Genomic DNA, 16,086 nt, shown 5'->3' with positions numbered 1-16,086 from the left:
GCGTCGGCTTTTTATTTTTAAGGAGTTGAAGTAATGGAAAATGTATTAAATTTAAATGATTCAAATGATGGTAACCGTATTAAACAAGGTGACCTATCACACATGAGATACATCTTAACTGATTCTAACAATGATGATTTAAAGCTTAACGATAAACCTGCAAAAGTTTACTTAACTGATTCGACAGGTGTCAAATATATCTACGATACGACAGTTAAGCAATCAGACAATGCTTATGTGTGCGATGTAGTGATTAATCAAATCATACCTGCAGGCACATATACATTAGAAATATGGGTCGATAATCGCTATGTATTCCCGTCTGATACTAAAACAAAAATACAAGTGACTGAGAGTGTCATTGGTCGTCAGATAGTTAATGTAGAAACACATAACTTATGGGACGAGATTTTAGAATACGGAGTTAAGAATGGCATGTTTAAACAAGACAGTGGTTCTGATTTCGTTATAGGCAATCAACCACCTACTGATAAAAATAAAATTTGGATAGATACGGGAGTGACTAAATAATGGAAGGTATGACAAATGGCGTTTTAAAATTTTATGATGAGAAAACAGAAAATTGGGTAGTAGTTGAAACAGAGCCAATCGCAGAGAAAGTCGTAGAAATTATGCGTGATGATTGGTTATCACATAAAGGGCAACTTGAATGTTGGTTGTTGAAATATACAACTGAAGATGATGAAAATGTACCCGAACCAATTTATGTAGCTTTATTTGTCGATAGTGAATCAGTTAAAAACTATGACAAAGATACATTAGAATATTTCTTTAAGGATTATATTAATAATTTATCAAACAAGAAAAATTTCAAACTCAACAACTTTATTAAAGAAATGGAAGATACAAAAGTGGTTTTACCACAACAATTTAATGTAGAAATCAATATGCACATTAACGACCCGGAAATGACAATGCTTTTAAAAGAACATAATAATATCACTGATAACTCAACTGTTACTGATGTGTTAATCAATAATACAGGTTCACTCATTGCAAGCTACATTTACAATGGACATGCAATTCCAGAAAAACAATACACTCACAAAGCTAACCTTTAAGGTTGGTTTTTTATTTTACTCAAAAGGAGATAATCAAATGACTTCAGATAAATTAAAACAATATATTGGCTTATTTGGTGGTATGTTAGGGGCTTTATACCTTGCATTAAAAGCAAGTGGAATCGAAGTTCCTTTTTTAATGCCCGATAAATTAGACGCATGGCAAAACTTCGCTACGTCAATAGTACCTTTTGTAATTGCGATATATGGCGTCTATAAAAACACATATATTATTCACTCGCATTCAAAAGCGCAAGAAGAATACTTAAAAGAAAATAATTTAAAATAGGAGTGTTATCAATGGCTACAGAGAATTGGAAAGGTGTTAAAGTAAGATATCAATTACTAACAAAAGGAACGCGCCGATATGGCGAAACAATGGATGGTGGAAAACCACAATTCATCGTTGCACATGATACTGGTAATATTAGTACAACTGCTCAATCGAATGTGACCTATTATGAAAACACTTATAATATACCTTGGAATAACGTAGCTAGCGCTCATATATTCGTTGACGATAAAGAATGTATCATTTGTATACCAACAACAGAGAAAGCTTGGCACGTGCTTTATGACGCGCCTACAGATAACATTTGGTACAACAAAGACGCTAACGATGTAGCGATAGGTGTTGAAATATGTTATTTCAGTGATAGAGAACGTAGTAGAAAAGCATTAGATAACGGCGCTAGAGTATTAGCATATCTTGCAGAGTATTGGCATATTGATTACAAAACTAGAATGCCAGGACATCAAGATATTCAAGCTGATAAACAAGATCCAGGCAATGCATTAGAGGCGTCGGGATATGGTAGAAATACATCAAATCTTGATAAGTTAGTAGCTAAATACTACAAACAAAACGTAAAAGTTAAAGCTACACCAGTGAAAGTAGAAAAAGGCTCGACATCATTTACACGTGAAGAATTCGTAAAATGGTTAAAATCTACAGTAGGTAAACAATATGATTATGATTTATACGCTGCTTTTCAATGTGTTGATTATGCAAACGTAGGTTGGGACAAATTATTTGGTCATGGTCTTAAAGGTAATGGAGCGAAAGATATTCCTTTTAATGCTTATAATAAAGATAAGTTTAAAAATGAGGCTACAGTATATAAAAACACACCTAGTTTTTTAGCTAAACCAGGCGATTTAGTCGTTTGGGGAGAACAAATGGGCGATGGTTGGGGTCATGTAGCTTGGGTCGTTGAGGCTACACTTGACTACATCGTTGTACTTGAGCAAAATTGGCTAGGTGGTGGTTGGACAAGTGGACCAATCAATAATGGAACTGGTTGGGAAACGGTCACACGTCGTAAACACGAATACGACACACAAATGTGGTTTATACGTCCTAAATTTAGTAACAAGAAAGCAGAATCTAAATTACTCAAAAAATCAAAAGAGAAAAAGAAAGAAAAACAGATCACATGGAATTGGAAGGGTAGATTTACTACTAATACAACAATCAAAGTAAGACGTAGTCCAAGCTTGAAGGGGTCTGTAGTTCCGAGTTCTGATTGGTTGTTATCTAATCAATGGGTAGACTTCGTTAGTATTACAAAAAAAGATGGCTATTGGTGGGCGAAATTCAAATATCCTACTAATCCATCATCAGGTTATTTCTACTGTGCATTATGTAAGATAACGGATAAGCAAGAAAGAATTAAAAAAGAGAAGTATTGGGGTTCCATTAAGTGGAAATAATATGTTACATTATATACATGGATTTCAATCCAGTTTAGTTATAAGATGTTTTAGATAGTTACTTTTTTCTCTATTCAGAGGTAGTCGTGGGGACTACCTCTTTTTTTGTGTAAAAAATAGTAATGTGATTTCGTTAAGTGGAAATAATATGTTATGCTATTTATGGATTTCAATCCAGTTTAGTTATAAGATATTTTATATTCATATTTTTTCTCTTTTTAGGGCAGCCCTTTCGGCTGTCCTATTTTTTTGTTAAAATGTAAATGGGTACCAACAAGTCCTTTGGATTTCGCTTGGGAGACACTGGCAAGGGGTAGTCCTAGTGACTGCCCTGTTTTTTTGTGTTATGATGTACATTACATGCTATAAAATTATCAATGCTGTTTTAAATTCATGAATTGTTATGTTCCTAATAACCACCTATGCATGTCACTGGGTGGTATTATTATGTTACAATATGAGAACATGCATCAAAATTATGAAACGACAGAAATTTCAAAAACTGAAAAATCCATCTAACCGTCTATGCATGCCACTGGACGGTTTTTTTATTTGACTTTATATAAAACAATGTGTATTATTATGGTTAGAAAGAGATGTGTATGTTTGCTGACAATTAATGTATAACTTGATACGTTATTATCAGTTTTTGTAGGGCGGTCTTAAAGATCGTCCTTTTTTAGTTCTAATATAATTGCTAAACGCGTTATAATTAACTACAAATTGCGGTACATATTTGAGGAGTGTACTTGAGGTAACTGTTGCGACGGTTGCCTTATTTTTTATGCCTAAAAAATGTTGCCAAATGGCAAAATAATTGTTGACTTATTGCCAGTTGGCAATTATAATATAAATATAAAGTAATCGAGGAGGAAAAATAAAATGTTAAATATATATTCTGAATTTAAACAATGGGCTAAAGAAAGCAGTAAATGGTTTATGGATACAAAAGATTGGTTTAAATTCGAGACGGAAAATAAAAGTTTCTATGTGTTCCCTGCAGATAACGGAGATACTATTGAGATTGAAACTTATGAAAAAGGCGGTTCTTTCGTAGGTTCAAGTAGAAACCTACCTGCAGTTTCTTGGGCTATCAATTACACTAAAGAAATGGAGAACGAATAATGAGAAAAGAAATTCGAGATCTATTGAATAGCAATATCACATCATATGAGATTTCAAAAGAAACGGGTGTTTCTAATTCTGTAATATCCAGATTAAGAAATGGTGAACGTGAAATCGGCAAAGTTACACTTGAAACAGCCGAAAAATTATATGAATACGAAATGGATCGAATTGAAATGAATAAATTAACTTATGTAGTAGATATGCACAAACAAGATAAGACCTTAGAAATTATTACAAAAGAAGGAGAAAGTTTCTACTTGTATGAAATTAGTCCACAATGGTTTGATAAAAAAGATTACATTCTTGAATTAATTAAAGATGAAGATTTAAATTTGCATTTCGATGGCGAAGAAATCGAAGAACCAACACAATTTGATTACACAATTCAAGAGGTAAAAGACGAGTTAAATAACTTATAATATGTTATAATATACCTTACGATAACGTCTTATCGATACTATATTCTACTAGTCACGTTCATAAGAGCGTGGTTTTTTGTTTATATAAATGTTAAGATTGTTTCTGGAGCCCCCAGCTCCAAATTTCTTTAAGCATTTAGTGTTTTTTAGCCACGTTCTTTGTGAGCGTGGTTTTTTATATGTATAATATGTTACAATTTTATACGGAGTTCCCCAACTCCATAATTGCTTACATTCAACAGTTATCTTCTGCCACACTCTTAATTGAGTGTGGTTTTTTATTTAGGGACTCGGGTCCCTAAAAAGTCCCTAAAAATTGGTTTTATATGGTGTGTTATTAATAGACAAAATAAAAAGAACCCCGTCGTTATGGGATTCTTAATTTTAAAAAGTGTTTAATTTTTGGTTATTAGCGTCCTGGGAGGGATTCGAACCCCCGACCGATGGCTTAGAAGGCCATTGCTCTATCCAGCTGAGCTACCAGGACATTTTTTAACACAAGAATTATTATAGCTAAATAATCAGTAATTAGCAATAGCTATGTTATAAAAAATGTTTATATTTTTCACTATAGTAGTGTTATTAAACATAAAATCAACTTAATGATCAATAAGTTAAAGGGACAAGGACTATTAAATTGAATGCAATTCAGTTTAGTGTGCCTAACTGTTCAATTTTGTAAGCGATTTTACAGTTTTGAGTTCTAATTGTCTAATTAAGAACAAATCTCCAAATAATTGCGTACAAGTTATATAGTATAGATAACAAAACGATAGATAAACAACACGATATCAATGACAACAGTTTTTGAAAGTAACTTTTGAACAATAAATATTAAGGAGTGTTTATCGTGGAAGGTTTAATCAAAGCAATTAAAGATACTGTTGAAGCTGGCGTTAATAACGACGGCGCAAAATTAGGAACAAGCATCGTAGGCATTGTAGAAAACGGTGTAGGTGTGTTAAGTAAACTATTCGGATTTTAATTATAAAAATATCTAAATAAAGGGAGTTTTGAATTATGACAAAATTAGCAGAAGCAATCGCAAACACAGTACAAGCGGCACAAGGACATGACGGCGCAAAATTAGGAACAAGCATTGTAAGCATCGTAGAAAACGGTGTAAGTGTATTAGGTAAATTATTCGGATTCTAAGTCGAAACTAAAAAATCATAAACAATAAAGAAGATTATATATTATGACAAAATTAGCAGAAGCAATCGCAAACACAGTGAAAGCAGCACAAGGACATGACGGTGCAAAATTAGGAACAAGCATTGTAAGCATCGTAGAAAACGGTGTAAGTGTATTAGGTAAATTATTCGGATTCTAAGTCGAAACTAAAAAATCATAAACAATAAAGAAGATTATATATTATGACAAAATTAGCAGAAGCAATCGCAAACACAGTGAAAGCAGCACAAGGACATGACGGTGCAAAATTAGGAACAAGCATTGTAAGCATCGTAGAAAACGGTGTAAGTGTATTAGGTAAATTATTCGGATTCTAAGTCAAAACTAAAAAACTAAAAAAATCATAAACAATAAAGGAGATTATATATTATGACAAAATTAGCAGAAGCAATCGCAAACACAGTGAAAGCAGCACAAGGACATGACGGCGCGAAATTAGGAACAAGCATTGTAAGCATCGTAGAAAACGGTGTAAGTGTATTAGGTAAATTATTCGGATTCTAAGTCAAAACTAAAAAACTAAAAAAATCATAAACAATAAAGGAGATTATATATTATGACAAAATTAGCAGAAGCAATCGCAAACACAGTACAAGCGGCACAAGGACATGACGGCGCAAAATTAGGAACAAGCATTGTAAGCATCGTAGAAAACGGTGTAGGTGTATTAAGTAAATTATTCGGATTCTAATTAATTTAACTATCATTGACCAGGGCAAGCGCTCTGGTCTTTTTTTGTTTAATAAGCAATGTTATGAAAAGTTTGTTATTGTAAATAGAGAATATATGGAACAAGGGAGATTTCAATGACATACCAAACAATATTATTAGACTTTGACGATACGATAGTTGATTTTTATGATGCAGAAGAAAAAGCATTTTACAATATGGCTAAACATTTTAATCACTATCCAACAAAAGATGATTTTTATCATTTTAGAGAGGTGAACCAATCACACTGGGAGGCATTTCAAAAAAATAAGTTAACTAAAGAAGAAGTATTAACACAAAGATTTGTAAATTATTTTAAAGATTATCAAATAGAGGTAAACGGTAAACTTGCTGATCATATATTTAGAGATGAATTAGCTAAAGCAACACCAAAATTCTTTGATGATACTTTAGAAACGATAGAAGATTTAAGGAAAAATCATAATATATACATCGTAACGAATGGTGTGACAGAAACGCAACAACGTCGTATAGCCCAAACAACATTTAACGAAACATTAAATGGTATATATATTTCAGAACAAACAGGTTATCAAAAACCAATGCCAGAATTCTTTGATTACATATTTAAAGAAATTGGTGAACAACATAGAGAAAGCGCAATAATAGTAGGTGATTCATTAACATCTGATATTTTAGGTGGCTATAATGCACAAATAGCAACGTGTTGGTTTAACTTAAGAGGTAAAGAAAATCAAACATCGATTCAACCTGATTATGAAATTAAATCACTTAAAGAGTTAATTGATATTGTTGAATAGATATAAGTAAATAGCTGGAAATAAGTTTGATTAAAAAGACACGAAGTTGATTCAATATAAAATCATCTTCGTGTCTTAAGTTTAATATAAATAGTCTAATGTATATTTATTTCTTTATGGTTGCCATATTAAAACATCGTGGCCTTCAGGATTCTTAGCATTAACATCTGTGAAGCCTTGATTTTCAAAATATGATTTTGAGTTATTTCTTGCAATGGCTTTAATAGGAAGATTAAATGATTTCGCAAAATCGATTAATTGTTTAGAATAACCTCTGTTTTGATATTTTTCTAATACTTCTAATTTCCATAATAATAAATAATCATCACAATCTGGGAAGTAAGATTCTTCTACTTCTCCTTTATTCAATAAAGCCATTCGTGCAGCTAATTTGTCACCAACAAATATGCCATAAAATGGCGAGTCAGAACTTGCGTCAATCATTTGTCCATTAAATTCTTCAACCATATAAAGATCTTTATTACCAAATTCTCTGAAGTCTTCAAATAACTCATCAGTTTTGTAGTTAATTTCTAATCTTTTTACGTCACTCATCATCTTGTCCCCCTTTATATCTTTCTTATATTATACCTTAAACTATATGTTCTTTTCATTGATTTATACTTTATACCAAAAATGAAATATTAAATATCATACATTGCTATTTAATGAAAATTAAGTTATTCAAACATTTTATAAGCCGTAAAATTGTCAGAAGTGAGTATAGTCTTTATACTATATTAGGAATAGTGATACTTAAGGAGAAAAACAATGGACTGTAAAATAGTAAAATTAAACAATGATGATCAGTTTATTTCCAAAATAATAAATAGTGATGATAAGCTCATGCAATTTTACCAATTTGATGCGATGTCAAAAGAGAGTTACAAAATAAAAATGAATGCATCTCCAAATGGTAGAGAAAAGAAGCTTGCTAAAGTGATTCAATCTTATATGAAAGATTTAACAATGACAGATCAACAAGAAGCACATATTACATCATTAGCTAATGGTGCTAAAGTTGTCTTTGGGGGACAACAAGCTGGTTTATTTGGTGGGCCTTTATATACAATCCATAAAATATTTTCACTCATCACTTTGAGTCAACAATTGACGAAAGAATATCAACAAACGGTAGTGCCAGTTTTCTGGATTGCAGGAGAAGATCATGATTTTGATGAAGTGAATCACACTTATGCATTTAACTCACAAGAAGCACAATTGCATAAAATTAAATACCACACAATGACACCACCGGAAAGTAATGTTTCACGTTTTAATCCAGATCAATCGCAAATGATTGAAGTATTAAACGATTATTTTAGACAGTTAAGAGAAACGGAACATAGCAAAGACATATATCAAATGTGCATCAATATCATTAAAAAATATTCTAATTGGACAGATATGTTTAAAGTGCTATTACATGAAATATTTAAGGATTATGGCGTCCTATTCATTGATGCACAAAATCACGCATTAAGACAATTAGAAAAACCGCTTTTAAAAGAAATGATATTAAAACATCAAGACATTGATGATGCATTTAGAAATAATCAACATCAAACTTTAGAAAATGGTTTTTCACAAATGATACAAACCGATACCAATGTTCATTTGTTTTTACATGAAGATGGTATGCGCCAATTATTAACGTATCAAGATGGTGTATTTCAGTTAAGTAAGTCGACACGAACATATAATCAACAACAATTGTTGGATATTTTAGAGCATGAGCCTGAAAGATTTTCAAATAATGTAGTTACTCGACCAATAATGGAAGAGTGGTTATTTAATACAGTGGCGTTTATTGGTGGCCCTAGTGAAATTAAATATTGGGCAGAACTACATGATGTATTCCAACTCTTAAATATAGAGATGCCGATTGTATTGCCTAGACTACGAATCACGTATTTATATCATCGAACGCAGAAACTATTGAATCAATATCATCTTCAATTGGAGCATGTCATTTCAAATGGAATTGAAGAAGATAAACAGAAATTTATACGCGAGCAAGCCTCTGAGAACTTCTTAAATGAAATAGAACAGATGAAACATCAACAGGAAAAGTTATATCAATCCTTATTTAATGAAGTGAAAGGGAACGCGAATAATGAAAATTTAGTAACTAAAAATAATGAGATTCATCAAAGACAATATGATTATTTGAAAAAACGTTACCTATTAAATATTGAACGTGAGAATGATATTAGCATGAGACAATTTAGAGAAATTAACAACCATCTCCATGCAATGGGAGGATTACAAGAAAGAATATGGAATCCACTTCAAATTATGAATGATTTTGGGAAAGATGTGTTCAACCCCTCCACCTATCCACCACTTTCTTACACTTTTGATCATATTATAATAAAAGACTGATATAACAGGGATTAAGCCCGCTTTATCTAAATGATAAGGCGGGTATTTTTTTATAAAATCAAATATTTTGAACTATTTTTACATAATTAGTGGAGGATAGTGGGGAGATGTGGTAAATTATAGATAAGGTGAGGTGAGAAAAAATGTTCATGGGAGAATACGATCATCAATTAGATACAAAAGGACGTATGATTATACCGTCCAAGTTTCGTTATGACTTAAATGAACGTTTTATTATCACCCGAGGCCTTGATAAATGTTTATTCGGCTATACTTTAGAAGAATGGCAACAGATTGAAGAGAAGATGAAAACCTTACCTATGACAAAAAAAGACGCTCGTAAATTTATGCGTATGTTCTTCTCTGGTGCTGTTGAAGTAGAGTTAGATAAACAAGGGCGTATTAATATTCCACAGAATTTGAGGAAGTACGCCAACTTAAATAAGGAATGTACAGTAATAGGCGTTTCAAATCGTATAGAGATTTGGGACAGAGAAACTTGGAATGATTTCTACGAAGAATCAGAAGATAGTTTCGAAGATATTGCTGAAGATTTAATAGATTTTGATTTTTAAATTGGAGGTATGACAGTGTTTCATCATATAAGCGTAATGTTAAACGAAACCATTGATTATCTAAATATAAAGGAAGATGGTGTGTATGTTGACTGTACGTTAGGTGGAGCAGGACATGCCCTATATTTACTAAATCAATTAAGTGATGAAGGTAGACTTATTGCAATTGATCAAGATTTAACCGCAATAGAAAATGCTAAAGATGTTCTAAAAGAACACTTACATAAAGTCACTTTTATACACAGTAATTTTAGAGAATTAACACAAATATTAAATGAATTAAACATTGAAAAAGTTGATGGTATTTACTATGACTTGGGTGTTTCAAGCCCTCAATTAGATGTACCAGAAAGAGGTTTTAGTTATCATCACGATGCGAAATTAGATATGCGTATGGATCAGACACAATCATTGTCCGCGTATGAAGTGGTAAATGAATGGCCATATGAAGCATTGGTGAAAATTTTCTACCGTTATGGTGAAGAAAAGTTTTCTAAACAAATCGCAAGAAGAATTGAAGCGAATAGAGAAAAGCAACCTATAGAAACAACATTAGAATTAGTAGAAGTTATCAAAGAAGGTATTCCTGCTAAAGCACGAAGAAAAGGCGGGCACCCTGCTAAAAGAGTGTTCCAAGCAATTCGAATTGCAGTTAATGACGAATTGTCTGCATTTGAAGATTCGATTGAACAAGCAATTGGATTAGTGAAAGTTAACGGACGCATATCTGTGATTACATTCCATTCATTAGAGGATAGATTGTGTAAGCAGATGTTTCAAGAGTATGAAAAAGGACCTGATGTGCCTAGAGGGTTACCAGTGATTCCAGAAGCATATACTCCGAAATTAAAACGCGTTAATCGAAAACCTATTACAGCAACAGATGAAGATTTAGACGACAATAACCGAGCACGAAGTGCGAAACTACGTATTGCAGAAATATTAAAATAAGGAGTAATTCAACATGGCTGTAGAAAAAGTTTATCAACCATATGATAATGCAACACAAACCAGTGTTCCAAAAAGACAACCGCAAACCTCTCCACAAAAGCAAACCGTTAAACGTAAAGTTGTCGTTCAACTTACGAAATTTGAGAAGATTTTATACATAACACTAGTCTCTGTTATTGCTATGATTAGTATTTATATGCTATCTTTAAAAATGGATGCGTATGATACGCGAGGAAAAATTGCAGATTTAGATCATAAAATCGAACAACAATCTAGCGAAAACAGCGCCTTAAAATCTGAAATTAAGAAAAATTCTTCATACGAACGCATTTACGACAAGGCTAAGAAGCAAGGGATGAGCCTCGAGAACGATAATGTAAAGGTAGTGCGTAATAATGGCGAAACGAAAAATTAAAATTAAAAAAAATAAAATAGGGGCAGTCCTACTAGTTGGTTTATTCGGACTGCTCTTTTTTATATTGGTTTTAAGGTTTTCATACATAATGATCACTGGACACTCGAATGGTCAAGATTTAATTATGAAAGCCAACCAAAAGTATTTAGTAAATAACTCAGAGCAACCAGAACGCGGTAAAATCTATGATAGAAATGGTAAAGTCTTAGCCGAAGATGTTGAGAGGTATAAAGTTGTAGCAGTTGTCGACAAAAAGGCAAGTGAAAACAGTAAGAAACCACGACATGTTGTAGATAAAAAGAAAACAGCCAAAGAATTATCAAAAATTATTGATATGAAGCCAGATGAAATTGAAAAAAGATTAAATCAGAAAAAGGCCTTCCAAGTTGAATTTGGGCAAAAAGGTACTAATTTAACATATCAAGATAAAGAAAAATTAGAAAAGAAAAATTTACCAGGTATTACCTTATATCCTGAGACAGAAAGATTTTATCCTAATGGTAACTTTGCATCTCATTTAATAGGTATGGCTCAAAAGAACCCAGACACTGGAGAATTAAAAGGAGCTATGGGTGTTGAAAAAATATTCAATAGTTACTTAAACGGTACTAAAGGATCACTCAAATACATTCATGATATTTGGGGATACATTGCTCCGAATACCAAATCTGAGAAACAACCTAAACGTGGTGATGATGTTCATTTAACCATTGATTCAAATATTCAAGTATTTGTAGAAGAAGCGTTAGACGGTATGGTAGAACATTACAATCCTAAAGATGTCTTTGCGGTTGTTATGGATGCCAAAACTGGTGAAATTTTAGCATTTAGTCAAAGACCTACATTCAACCCAGAAACTGGTAAAGATTTTGGTAAAAAATGGGCGAATGACTTATACCAAAACACATATGAACCTGGTTCGACATTCAAATCATACGGATTAGCGGCAGCAATCCAAGAAGGTAAGTTCAAACCAAATGAAAAATATGAATCTGGACATAGAGATATTATGGGATCACGTATCTCCGACTGGAATAAAACAGGTTGGGGTAAAATTTCTGAAACGCTAGGATTCACATATTCTTCTAATACATTAATGATGCACCTACAAGATGAAGTGGGTACAGATAAAATGAAATCTTGGTATGAACGTTTTGGATTCGGTAAATCTACTAATGGTATGTTTGATGGAGAAGCTACCGGACACATTGCTTGGGAAAATGCATTACAACAAAAAACATCTGCATTTGGTCAATCAACGACAGTGACACCAGTGCAAATGATTCAAGCGCAATCAGCATTTTTCAATAATGGAAACATGTTGAAACCATGGTTTGTAAGTAGTATCGATAATCCTATTTCGAAAAAGAACTTCTATAAAGGTGAAAAATCTTATGCCGGTAAGCCAATTACTAAAGATACTGCTAGCAAAGTTGAAACAGAATTAGATAAGGTAGTTAATAGTGAAGATAGTCATGCTAAAAACTATCGTGTAGATGGTTATGATATCGAAGGTAAAACTGGTACAGCTCAAGTAGCAGATTCAGAAGGCGGCGGTTATGTTAAAGGTGAAAATCCATACTTTGTAAGCTTTATCGGTGATGCACCTAAGAAAAATCCTAAGGTTATTGTTTATGCAGGTATGAGCTTAGCACAAAAAAATGACCAGGAAGCTTATGAAATGGGTGTAAGTAAAGCCTTTAAACCAATAATGGAAAACACTCTGAAATATTTAAACGTTGGTAAATCTAAAGACAATGCTTCGAAAAATGACTTTAGCAAAGTACCTAATGTAGAAGGACAATCGATTGACAAAGCTAAAGATAGTATTAACGCTAAGTCACTTAAACCAGTTGTCATTGGTAATGGTAAAAAAGTTAAATCACAATCAGTAGACGCAGATACTAAAGCATTACCAAATAGTAAAGTATTGTTAGTAACTGATGGAGATTTAACTATGCCAGATATGAAAGGTTGGACTAAAGAAGATATTTTAGCATTCCAAGAGTTAACTAACATCAAAGTTAAAACAACTGGAAGCGGATTTGTTTCAAAACAATCAGTAACACAAGGCCAAAACCTTAAAAAATCGGACAACATTGAAGTGACACTTTCAGCTGAGTCGACTGACGGTACAACAGATGAAAGTAGTAAACAAACACTAGAAAAATCTAGTGATAAGAAAGATAAATCTAAGAAGAAAGATTCAAGCTCTAATTAAGACAACATAGATATTAAACATGAGAGGAAGAGATTGGGATTAAATTTATCCCGCTCTCTTTCTTAATATGTTGTGATTTAACATATAAAAATTGAACCAAAACTGATAAAATATTAAAGGTTATAGATTAAAAATACATATATTGATGTATGTAAATTGACGGATAAAAGAAAAGGAGATCATTATGATTTTTGTATATGCGATGTTATCGCTTCTAATAACTTTTGTACTTGTACCCATACTTATTCCAACATTAAAAAGAATGAAATTTGGACAAAGCATTCGTGAAGAAGGACCACAAAGCCATATGAAGAAAACGGGCACACCGACAATGGGTGGCTTAACATTCTTAATTAGTATTATTATTACTTCAGTAGTTGCCATTATTTTTGTGGATCACTCAAATCCCATCATTTTATTATTATTTGTGACACTTGGATTTGGTTTGATTGGTTTTATCGATGATTACATTATTGTAGTTAAAAAGAACAATCAAGGTTTAACAAGTAAACAGAAATTTCTAGCTCAAATTCTAATTGCAGTTATATTTTTTGTATTAAGTAACGTGTTTAACTTAGTTAACTTCTCAACAACATTACATATTCCGTTTACTGACGCTGGTATTCCTCTTTCATTTGCTTATGTTATCTTTATCATCTTTTGGCAAGTTGGATTTTCAAACGCAGTAAATTTAACAGATGGACTTGATGGTTTAGCAACAGGCCTATCAATTATTGGCTTTGCGATGTACGCGATTATGAGTTTTGTATTAGATGCACCTGCTATTGGTATCTTCTGCATTATCATGGTATTTGCTTTATTAGGATTTTTACCATATAACTTAAATCCAGCTAAAGTATTCATGGGTGATACTGGTAGCTTAGCACTTGGTGGTATTTTTGCTACAATTTCAATCGTGTTAAATCAAGAATTATCACTTGTATTTATTGGTTTCGTATTTGTAGTAGAAACATTATCAGTTATGTTACAAGTTGCATCATATAAATTAACTAAAAAACGTATTTTCAAAATGAGTCCTATTCATCACCATTTCGAATTATGTGGATGGAATGAATGGAAAGTTGTAACTGTATTTTGGTCAGTCGGTTTAATTACAGGTCTAATTGGCTTATGGATTGGAGTGCACTAAGATGCTAAATTACACAGGATTAGAAAATAAAGATGTATTAGTTGTAGGCTTAGCAAAAAGTGGTTACGAAGCAGCAAAATTATTGAGTAAATTGGGTGCGAAGGTAACAGTTAATGATGGTAAAGACTTATCTCAAGATGCACATGCTAAAGATCTTGAAGCGATGGGTATAAAAGTCGTAAGTGGTTCACATCCTACTTCATTACTAGATAATGATCCAATTGTTATTAAAAACCCAGGTATTCCTTATACTGTATCAATCATTGATGAAGCGGTTAAAAGAGGTTTGAAAGTATTAACTGAAGTAGAATTAAGTTATCTTATTTCAGAAGCACCGATTATTGCAGTTACAGGAACAAACGGTAAAACAACTGTAACTTCACTAATAGGGGATATGTTTAAAAACAGTAGACTTACAGGTAGATTGTCAGGGAATATTGGTTATGTCGCTTCGAAAGTAGCACAAGAAGTAAGTTCTAAAGAGTATTTAATTACTGAATTATCTTCATTCCAATTACTCGGTATAGAACAATATAAACCTCATATCGCGATTATCACTAACATTTACTCAGCACATCTAGATTATCATGAATCTCTTGAAAATTATCAAAATGCTAAAAAACAAATATACAAAAATCAAACTGAAGATGATTATTTAATTTGTAATTATCATCAACGACATCTAATCGAATCAGAAAATCTAAAAGCTAAAACATTATATTTCTCAACACAACAAGTTGTTGATGGCATCTATATTAAAGATGGATTCATAGAATATAAAGGCGTACGTATTATAAGTGTAGAAGATTTAGTTTTACCAGGGGAACACAATTTAGAAAATATTTTAGCTGCAGTGTTAGCAGCTATTCTTGCTGGCGTACCAATCAAAGCGATTGCAGATAGTTTAACTACATTCTCAGGTATAGAACATAGATTACAATATATCGGTACTAATAGAACAAATAAATACTACAATGACTCTAAAGCTACCAATACCTTAGCTACTCAATTCGCACTTAATTCATTTAATCAACCAATTATTTGGTTGTGTGGCGGATTGGACAGAGGTAATGAATTTGATGAGTTAATACCATATATGAAAAATGTCAGAGTGATGGTCGTATTTGGTGAAACACAAGAAAAATTTGCCAAGTTAGGTAATAGTCAAGGTAAATATGTCATTAAGGCTACAGATGTGCAAGATGCTGTAGATAAAATTCAAGATGTCATTGAACCTAACGATGTTGTATTATTATCTCCTGCATGTGCAAGTTGGGATCAATACAACACATTCGAAGAACGTGGTGAGAAATTCATAGAAAGTTTCCGTGCACACTTGCCATCATACTAAAAGGGCGTG

General features: G+C 32.4%; 21 protein-coding genes and 1 tRNA gene. 20 read left to right on the top strand and 2 right to left on the bottom strand.

From position 1 onward, the window contains the following. Nucleotides 1–33 precede the first annotated feature (33 nt). From P7F85_RS08145 to P7F85_RS08120, 6 genes are all read left to right on the top strand, one after another. A complete protein-coding gene (locus P7F85_RS08145; RefSeq protein WP_046464355.1) occupies nucleotides 34–531 on the top strand; it encodes a hypothetical protein in 498 nt (165 codons plus the stop codon). After that, entirely contained in the window at nucleotides 531–1,082 is a 552-nt protein-coding gene (locus P7F85_RS08140) for a hypothetical protein (RefSeq protein ID WP_046464356.1), read from the top strand. The genes P7F85_RS08145 and P7F85_RS08140 overlap by 1 nt, the downstream gene beginning before the upstream one ends. Nucleotides 1,083–1,119: 37 nt before the next feature. Then, nucleotides 1,120–1,371, top strand: coding sequence for a phage holin (locus P7F85_RS08135; RefSeq protein ID WP_046464357.1), 252 nt, complete (start codon nucleotides 1,120–1,122; stop codon nucleotides 1,369–1,371). An 11-nt stretch (nucleotides 1,372–1,382) separates the two neighbouring features. Continuing rightward, nucleotides 1,383–2,795 (top strand): N-acetylmuramoyl-L-alanine amidase, encoded by a 1,413-nt coding sequence (locus P7F85_RS08130; RefSeq protein WP_447158540.1) that lies wholly within the window; start codon nucleotides 1,383–1,385, stop codon nucleotides 2,793–2,795. Nucleotides 2,796–3,677: 882 nt separating this feature from the next. Then, the gene (locus P7F85_RS08125) at nucleotides 3,678–3,920 is read left to right on the top strand and encodes a hypothetical protein (RefSeq protein WP_046464359.1); all 243 of its coding nucleotides are present in this window, start codon (nucleotides 3,678–3,680) and stop codon (nucleotides 3,918–3,920) included. Beyond that, on the top strand, nucleotides 3,920–4,342 hold the full coding sequence (locus tag P7F85_RS08120; RefSeq protein WP_081048871.1) for a helix-turn-helix domain-containing protein: 423 nt from the start codon (nucleotides 3,920–3,922) through the stop codon (nucleotides 4,340–4,342). The genes P7F85_RS08125 and P7F85_RS08120 overlap by 1 nt, the downstream gene beginning before the upstream one ends. Before the next feature lie 413 nt (nucleotides 4,343–4,755). Here P7F85_RS08120 and P7F85_RS08115 read toward each other — a convergent pair. Continuing rightward, nucleotides 4,756–4,829: transfer RNA gene (locus tag P7F85_RS08115), tRNA-Arg, on the bottom strand. Between the two features lie 363 nt (nucleotides 4,830–5,192). Between P7F85_RS08115 and P7F85_RS08110 the strand changes: the two genes are divergently transcribed. From P7F85_RS08110 to P7F85_RS08080, 7 genes are all read left to right on the top strand, one after another. Then, entirely contained in the window at nucleotides 5,193–5,327 is a 135-nt protein-coding gene (locus tag P7F85_RS08110; protein WP_002450639.1) for a beta-class phenol-soluble modulin, read from the top strand. Between the two features lie 35 nt (nucleotides 5,328–5,362). Then, nucleotides 5,363–5,497, top strand: coding sequence for a beta-class phenol-soluble modulin (locus tag P7F85_RS08105; RefSeq protein ID WP_002450638.1), 135 nt, complete (start codon nucleotides 5,363–5,365; stop codon nucleotides 5,495–5,497). 43 nt (nucleotides 5,498–5,540) lie between these two features. Next, nucleotides 5,541–5,675, top strand: coding sequence for a beta-class phenol-soluble modulin (locus P7F85_RS08100; protein ID WP_015365104.1), 135 nt, complete (start codon nucleotides 5,541–5,543; stop codon nucleotides 5,673–5,675). Nucleotides 5,676–5,718: 43 nt separating this feature from the next. After that, complete coding sequence (locus P7F85_RS08095; RefSeq protein ID WP_015365104.1) at nucleotides 5,719–5,853, top strand: beta-class phenol-soluble modulin; 135 nt, start codon at nucleotides 5,719–5,721, stop codon at nucleotides 5,851–5,853. A 52-nt stretch (nucleotides 5,854–5,905) separates the two neighbouring features. Further along, nucleotides 5,906–6,040 (top strand): beta-class phenol-soluble modulin, encoded by a 135-nt coding sequence (locus P7F85_RS08090; protein WP_015365104.1) that lies wholly within the window; start codon nucleotides 5,906–5,908, stop codon nucleotides 6,038–6,040. Between the two features lie 52 nt (nucleotides 6,041–6,092). Then, nucleotides 6,093–6,227, top strand: a complete 135-nt coding sequence (locus tag P7F85_RS08085; protein WP_002466004.1) for a beta-class phenol-soluble modulin — start codon at nucleotides 6,093–6,095, stop codon at nucleotides 6,225–6,227. Nucleotides 6,228–6,342: 115 nt separating this feature from the next. After that, a complete protein-coding gene (locus P7F85_RS08080; protein ID WP_002466011.1) occupies nucleotides 6,343–7,029 on the top strand; it encodes a YjjG family noncanonical pyrimidine nucleotidase in 687 nt (228 codons plus the stop codon). 114 nt (nucleotides 7,030–7,143) lie between these two features. Here the strand turns inward: P7F85_RS08080 and P7F85_RS08075 are convergent, their stop codons facing one another. Further along, complete coding sequence (locus P7F85_RS08075) at nucleotides 7,144–7,584, bottom strand: N-acetyltransferase (protein ID WP_015365103.1); 441 nt, start codon at nucleotides 7,582–7,584, stop codon at nucleotides 7,144–7,146. A gap of 216 nt (nucleotides 7,585–7,800) precedes the next feature. Between P7F85_RS08075 and bshC the strand changes: the two genes are divergently transcribed. The 7 genes from bshC to murD all read left to right on the top strand — a co-directional run bounded on the left by bshC (nucleotide 7,801) and on the right by murD (nucleotide 16,077). Then, on the top strand, nucleotides 7,801–9,414 hold the full coding sequence (gene bshC / locus P7F85_RS08070; RefSeq protein WP_447158539.1) for a bacillithiol biosynthesis cysteine-adding enzyme BshC: 1,614 nt from the start codon (nucleotides 7,801–7,803) through the stop codon (nucleotides 9,412–9,414). A 143-nt stretch (nucleotides 9,415–9,557) separates the two neighbouring features. Next, a complete protein-coding gene (gene mraZ / locus P7F85_RS08065) occupies nucleotides 9,558–9,989 on the top strand; it encodes a division/cell wall cluster transcriptional repressor MraZ (protein WP_002450633.1) in 432 nt (143 codons plus the stop codon). Nucleotides 9,990–10,004: 15 nt separating this feature from the next. After that, nucleotides 10,005–10,940, top strand: a complete 936-nt coding sequence (gene rsmH, locus P7F85_RS08060; RefSeq protein WP_002465493.1) for a 16S rRNA (cytosine(1402)-N(4))-methyltransferase RsmH — start codon at nucleotides 10,005–10,007, stop codon at nucleotides 10,938–10,940. A 13-nt stretch (nucleotides 10,941–10,953) separates the two neighbouring features. Further along, nucleotides 10,954–11,355, top strand: coding sequence for a cell division protein FtsL (gene ftsL, locus P7F85_RS08055; protein WP_002450631.1), 402 nt, complete (start codon nucleotides 10,954–10,956; stop codon nucleotides 11,353–11,355). After that, entirely contained in the window at nucleotides 11,336–13,576 is a 2,241-nt protein-coding gene (locus tag P7F85_RS08050; RefSeq protein WP_002465488.1) for a penicillin-binding protein, read from the top strand. Before ftsL ends, P7F85_RS08050 begins: the two co-directional genes overlap by 20 nt. Nucleotides 13,577–13,760: 184 nt before the next feature. Next, nucleotides 13,761–14,726 carry a phospho-N-acetylmuramoyl-pentapeptide-transferase gene (gene mraY, locus P7F85_RS08045; protein ID WP_002465490.1) on the top strand — a complete coding sequence of 322 codons (966 nt, stop codon included), beginning with the start codon at nucleotides 13,761–13,763 and terminating at the stop codon, nucleotides 14,724–14,726. 1 nt (nucleotide 14,727) lies between these two features. Then, complete coding sequence (gene murD / locus P7F85_RS08040; RefSeq protein ID WP_002465497.1) at nucleotides 14,728–16,077, top strand: UDP-N-acetylmuramoyl-L-alanine--D-glutamate ligase; 1,350 nt, start codon at nucleotides 14,728–14,730, stop codon at nucleotides 16,075–16,077. Nucleotides 16,078–16,086: the final 9 nt, after the last annotated feature.

This window comes from Staphylococcus sp. aM (assembly GCF_052975125.1).
The sequence above is the reverse complement of the archived record's forward strand: the minus strand, read 5'-3'. Positions and strand labels throughout refer to the sequence as shown.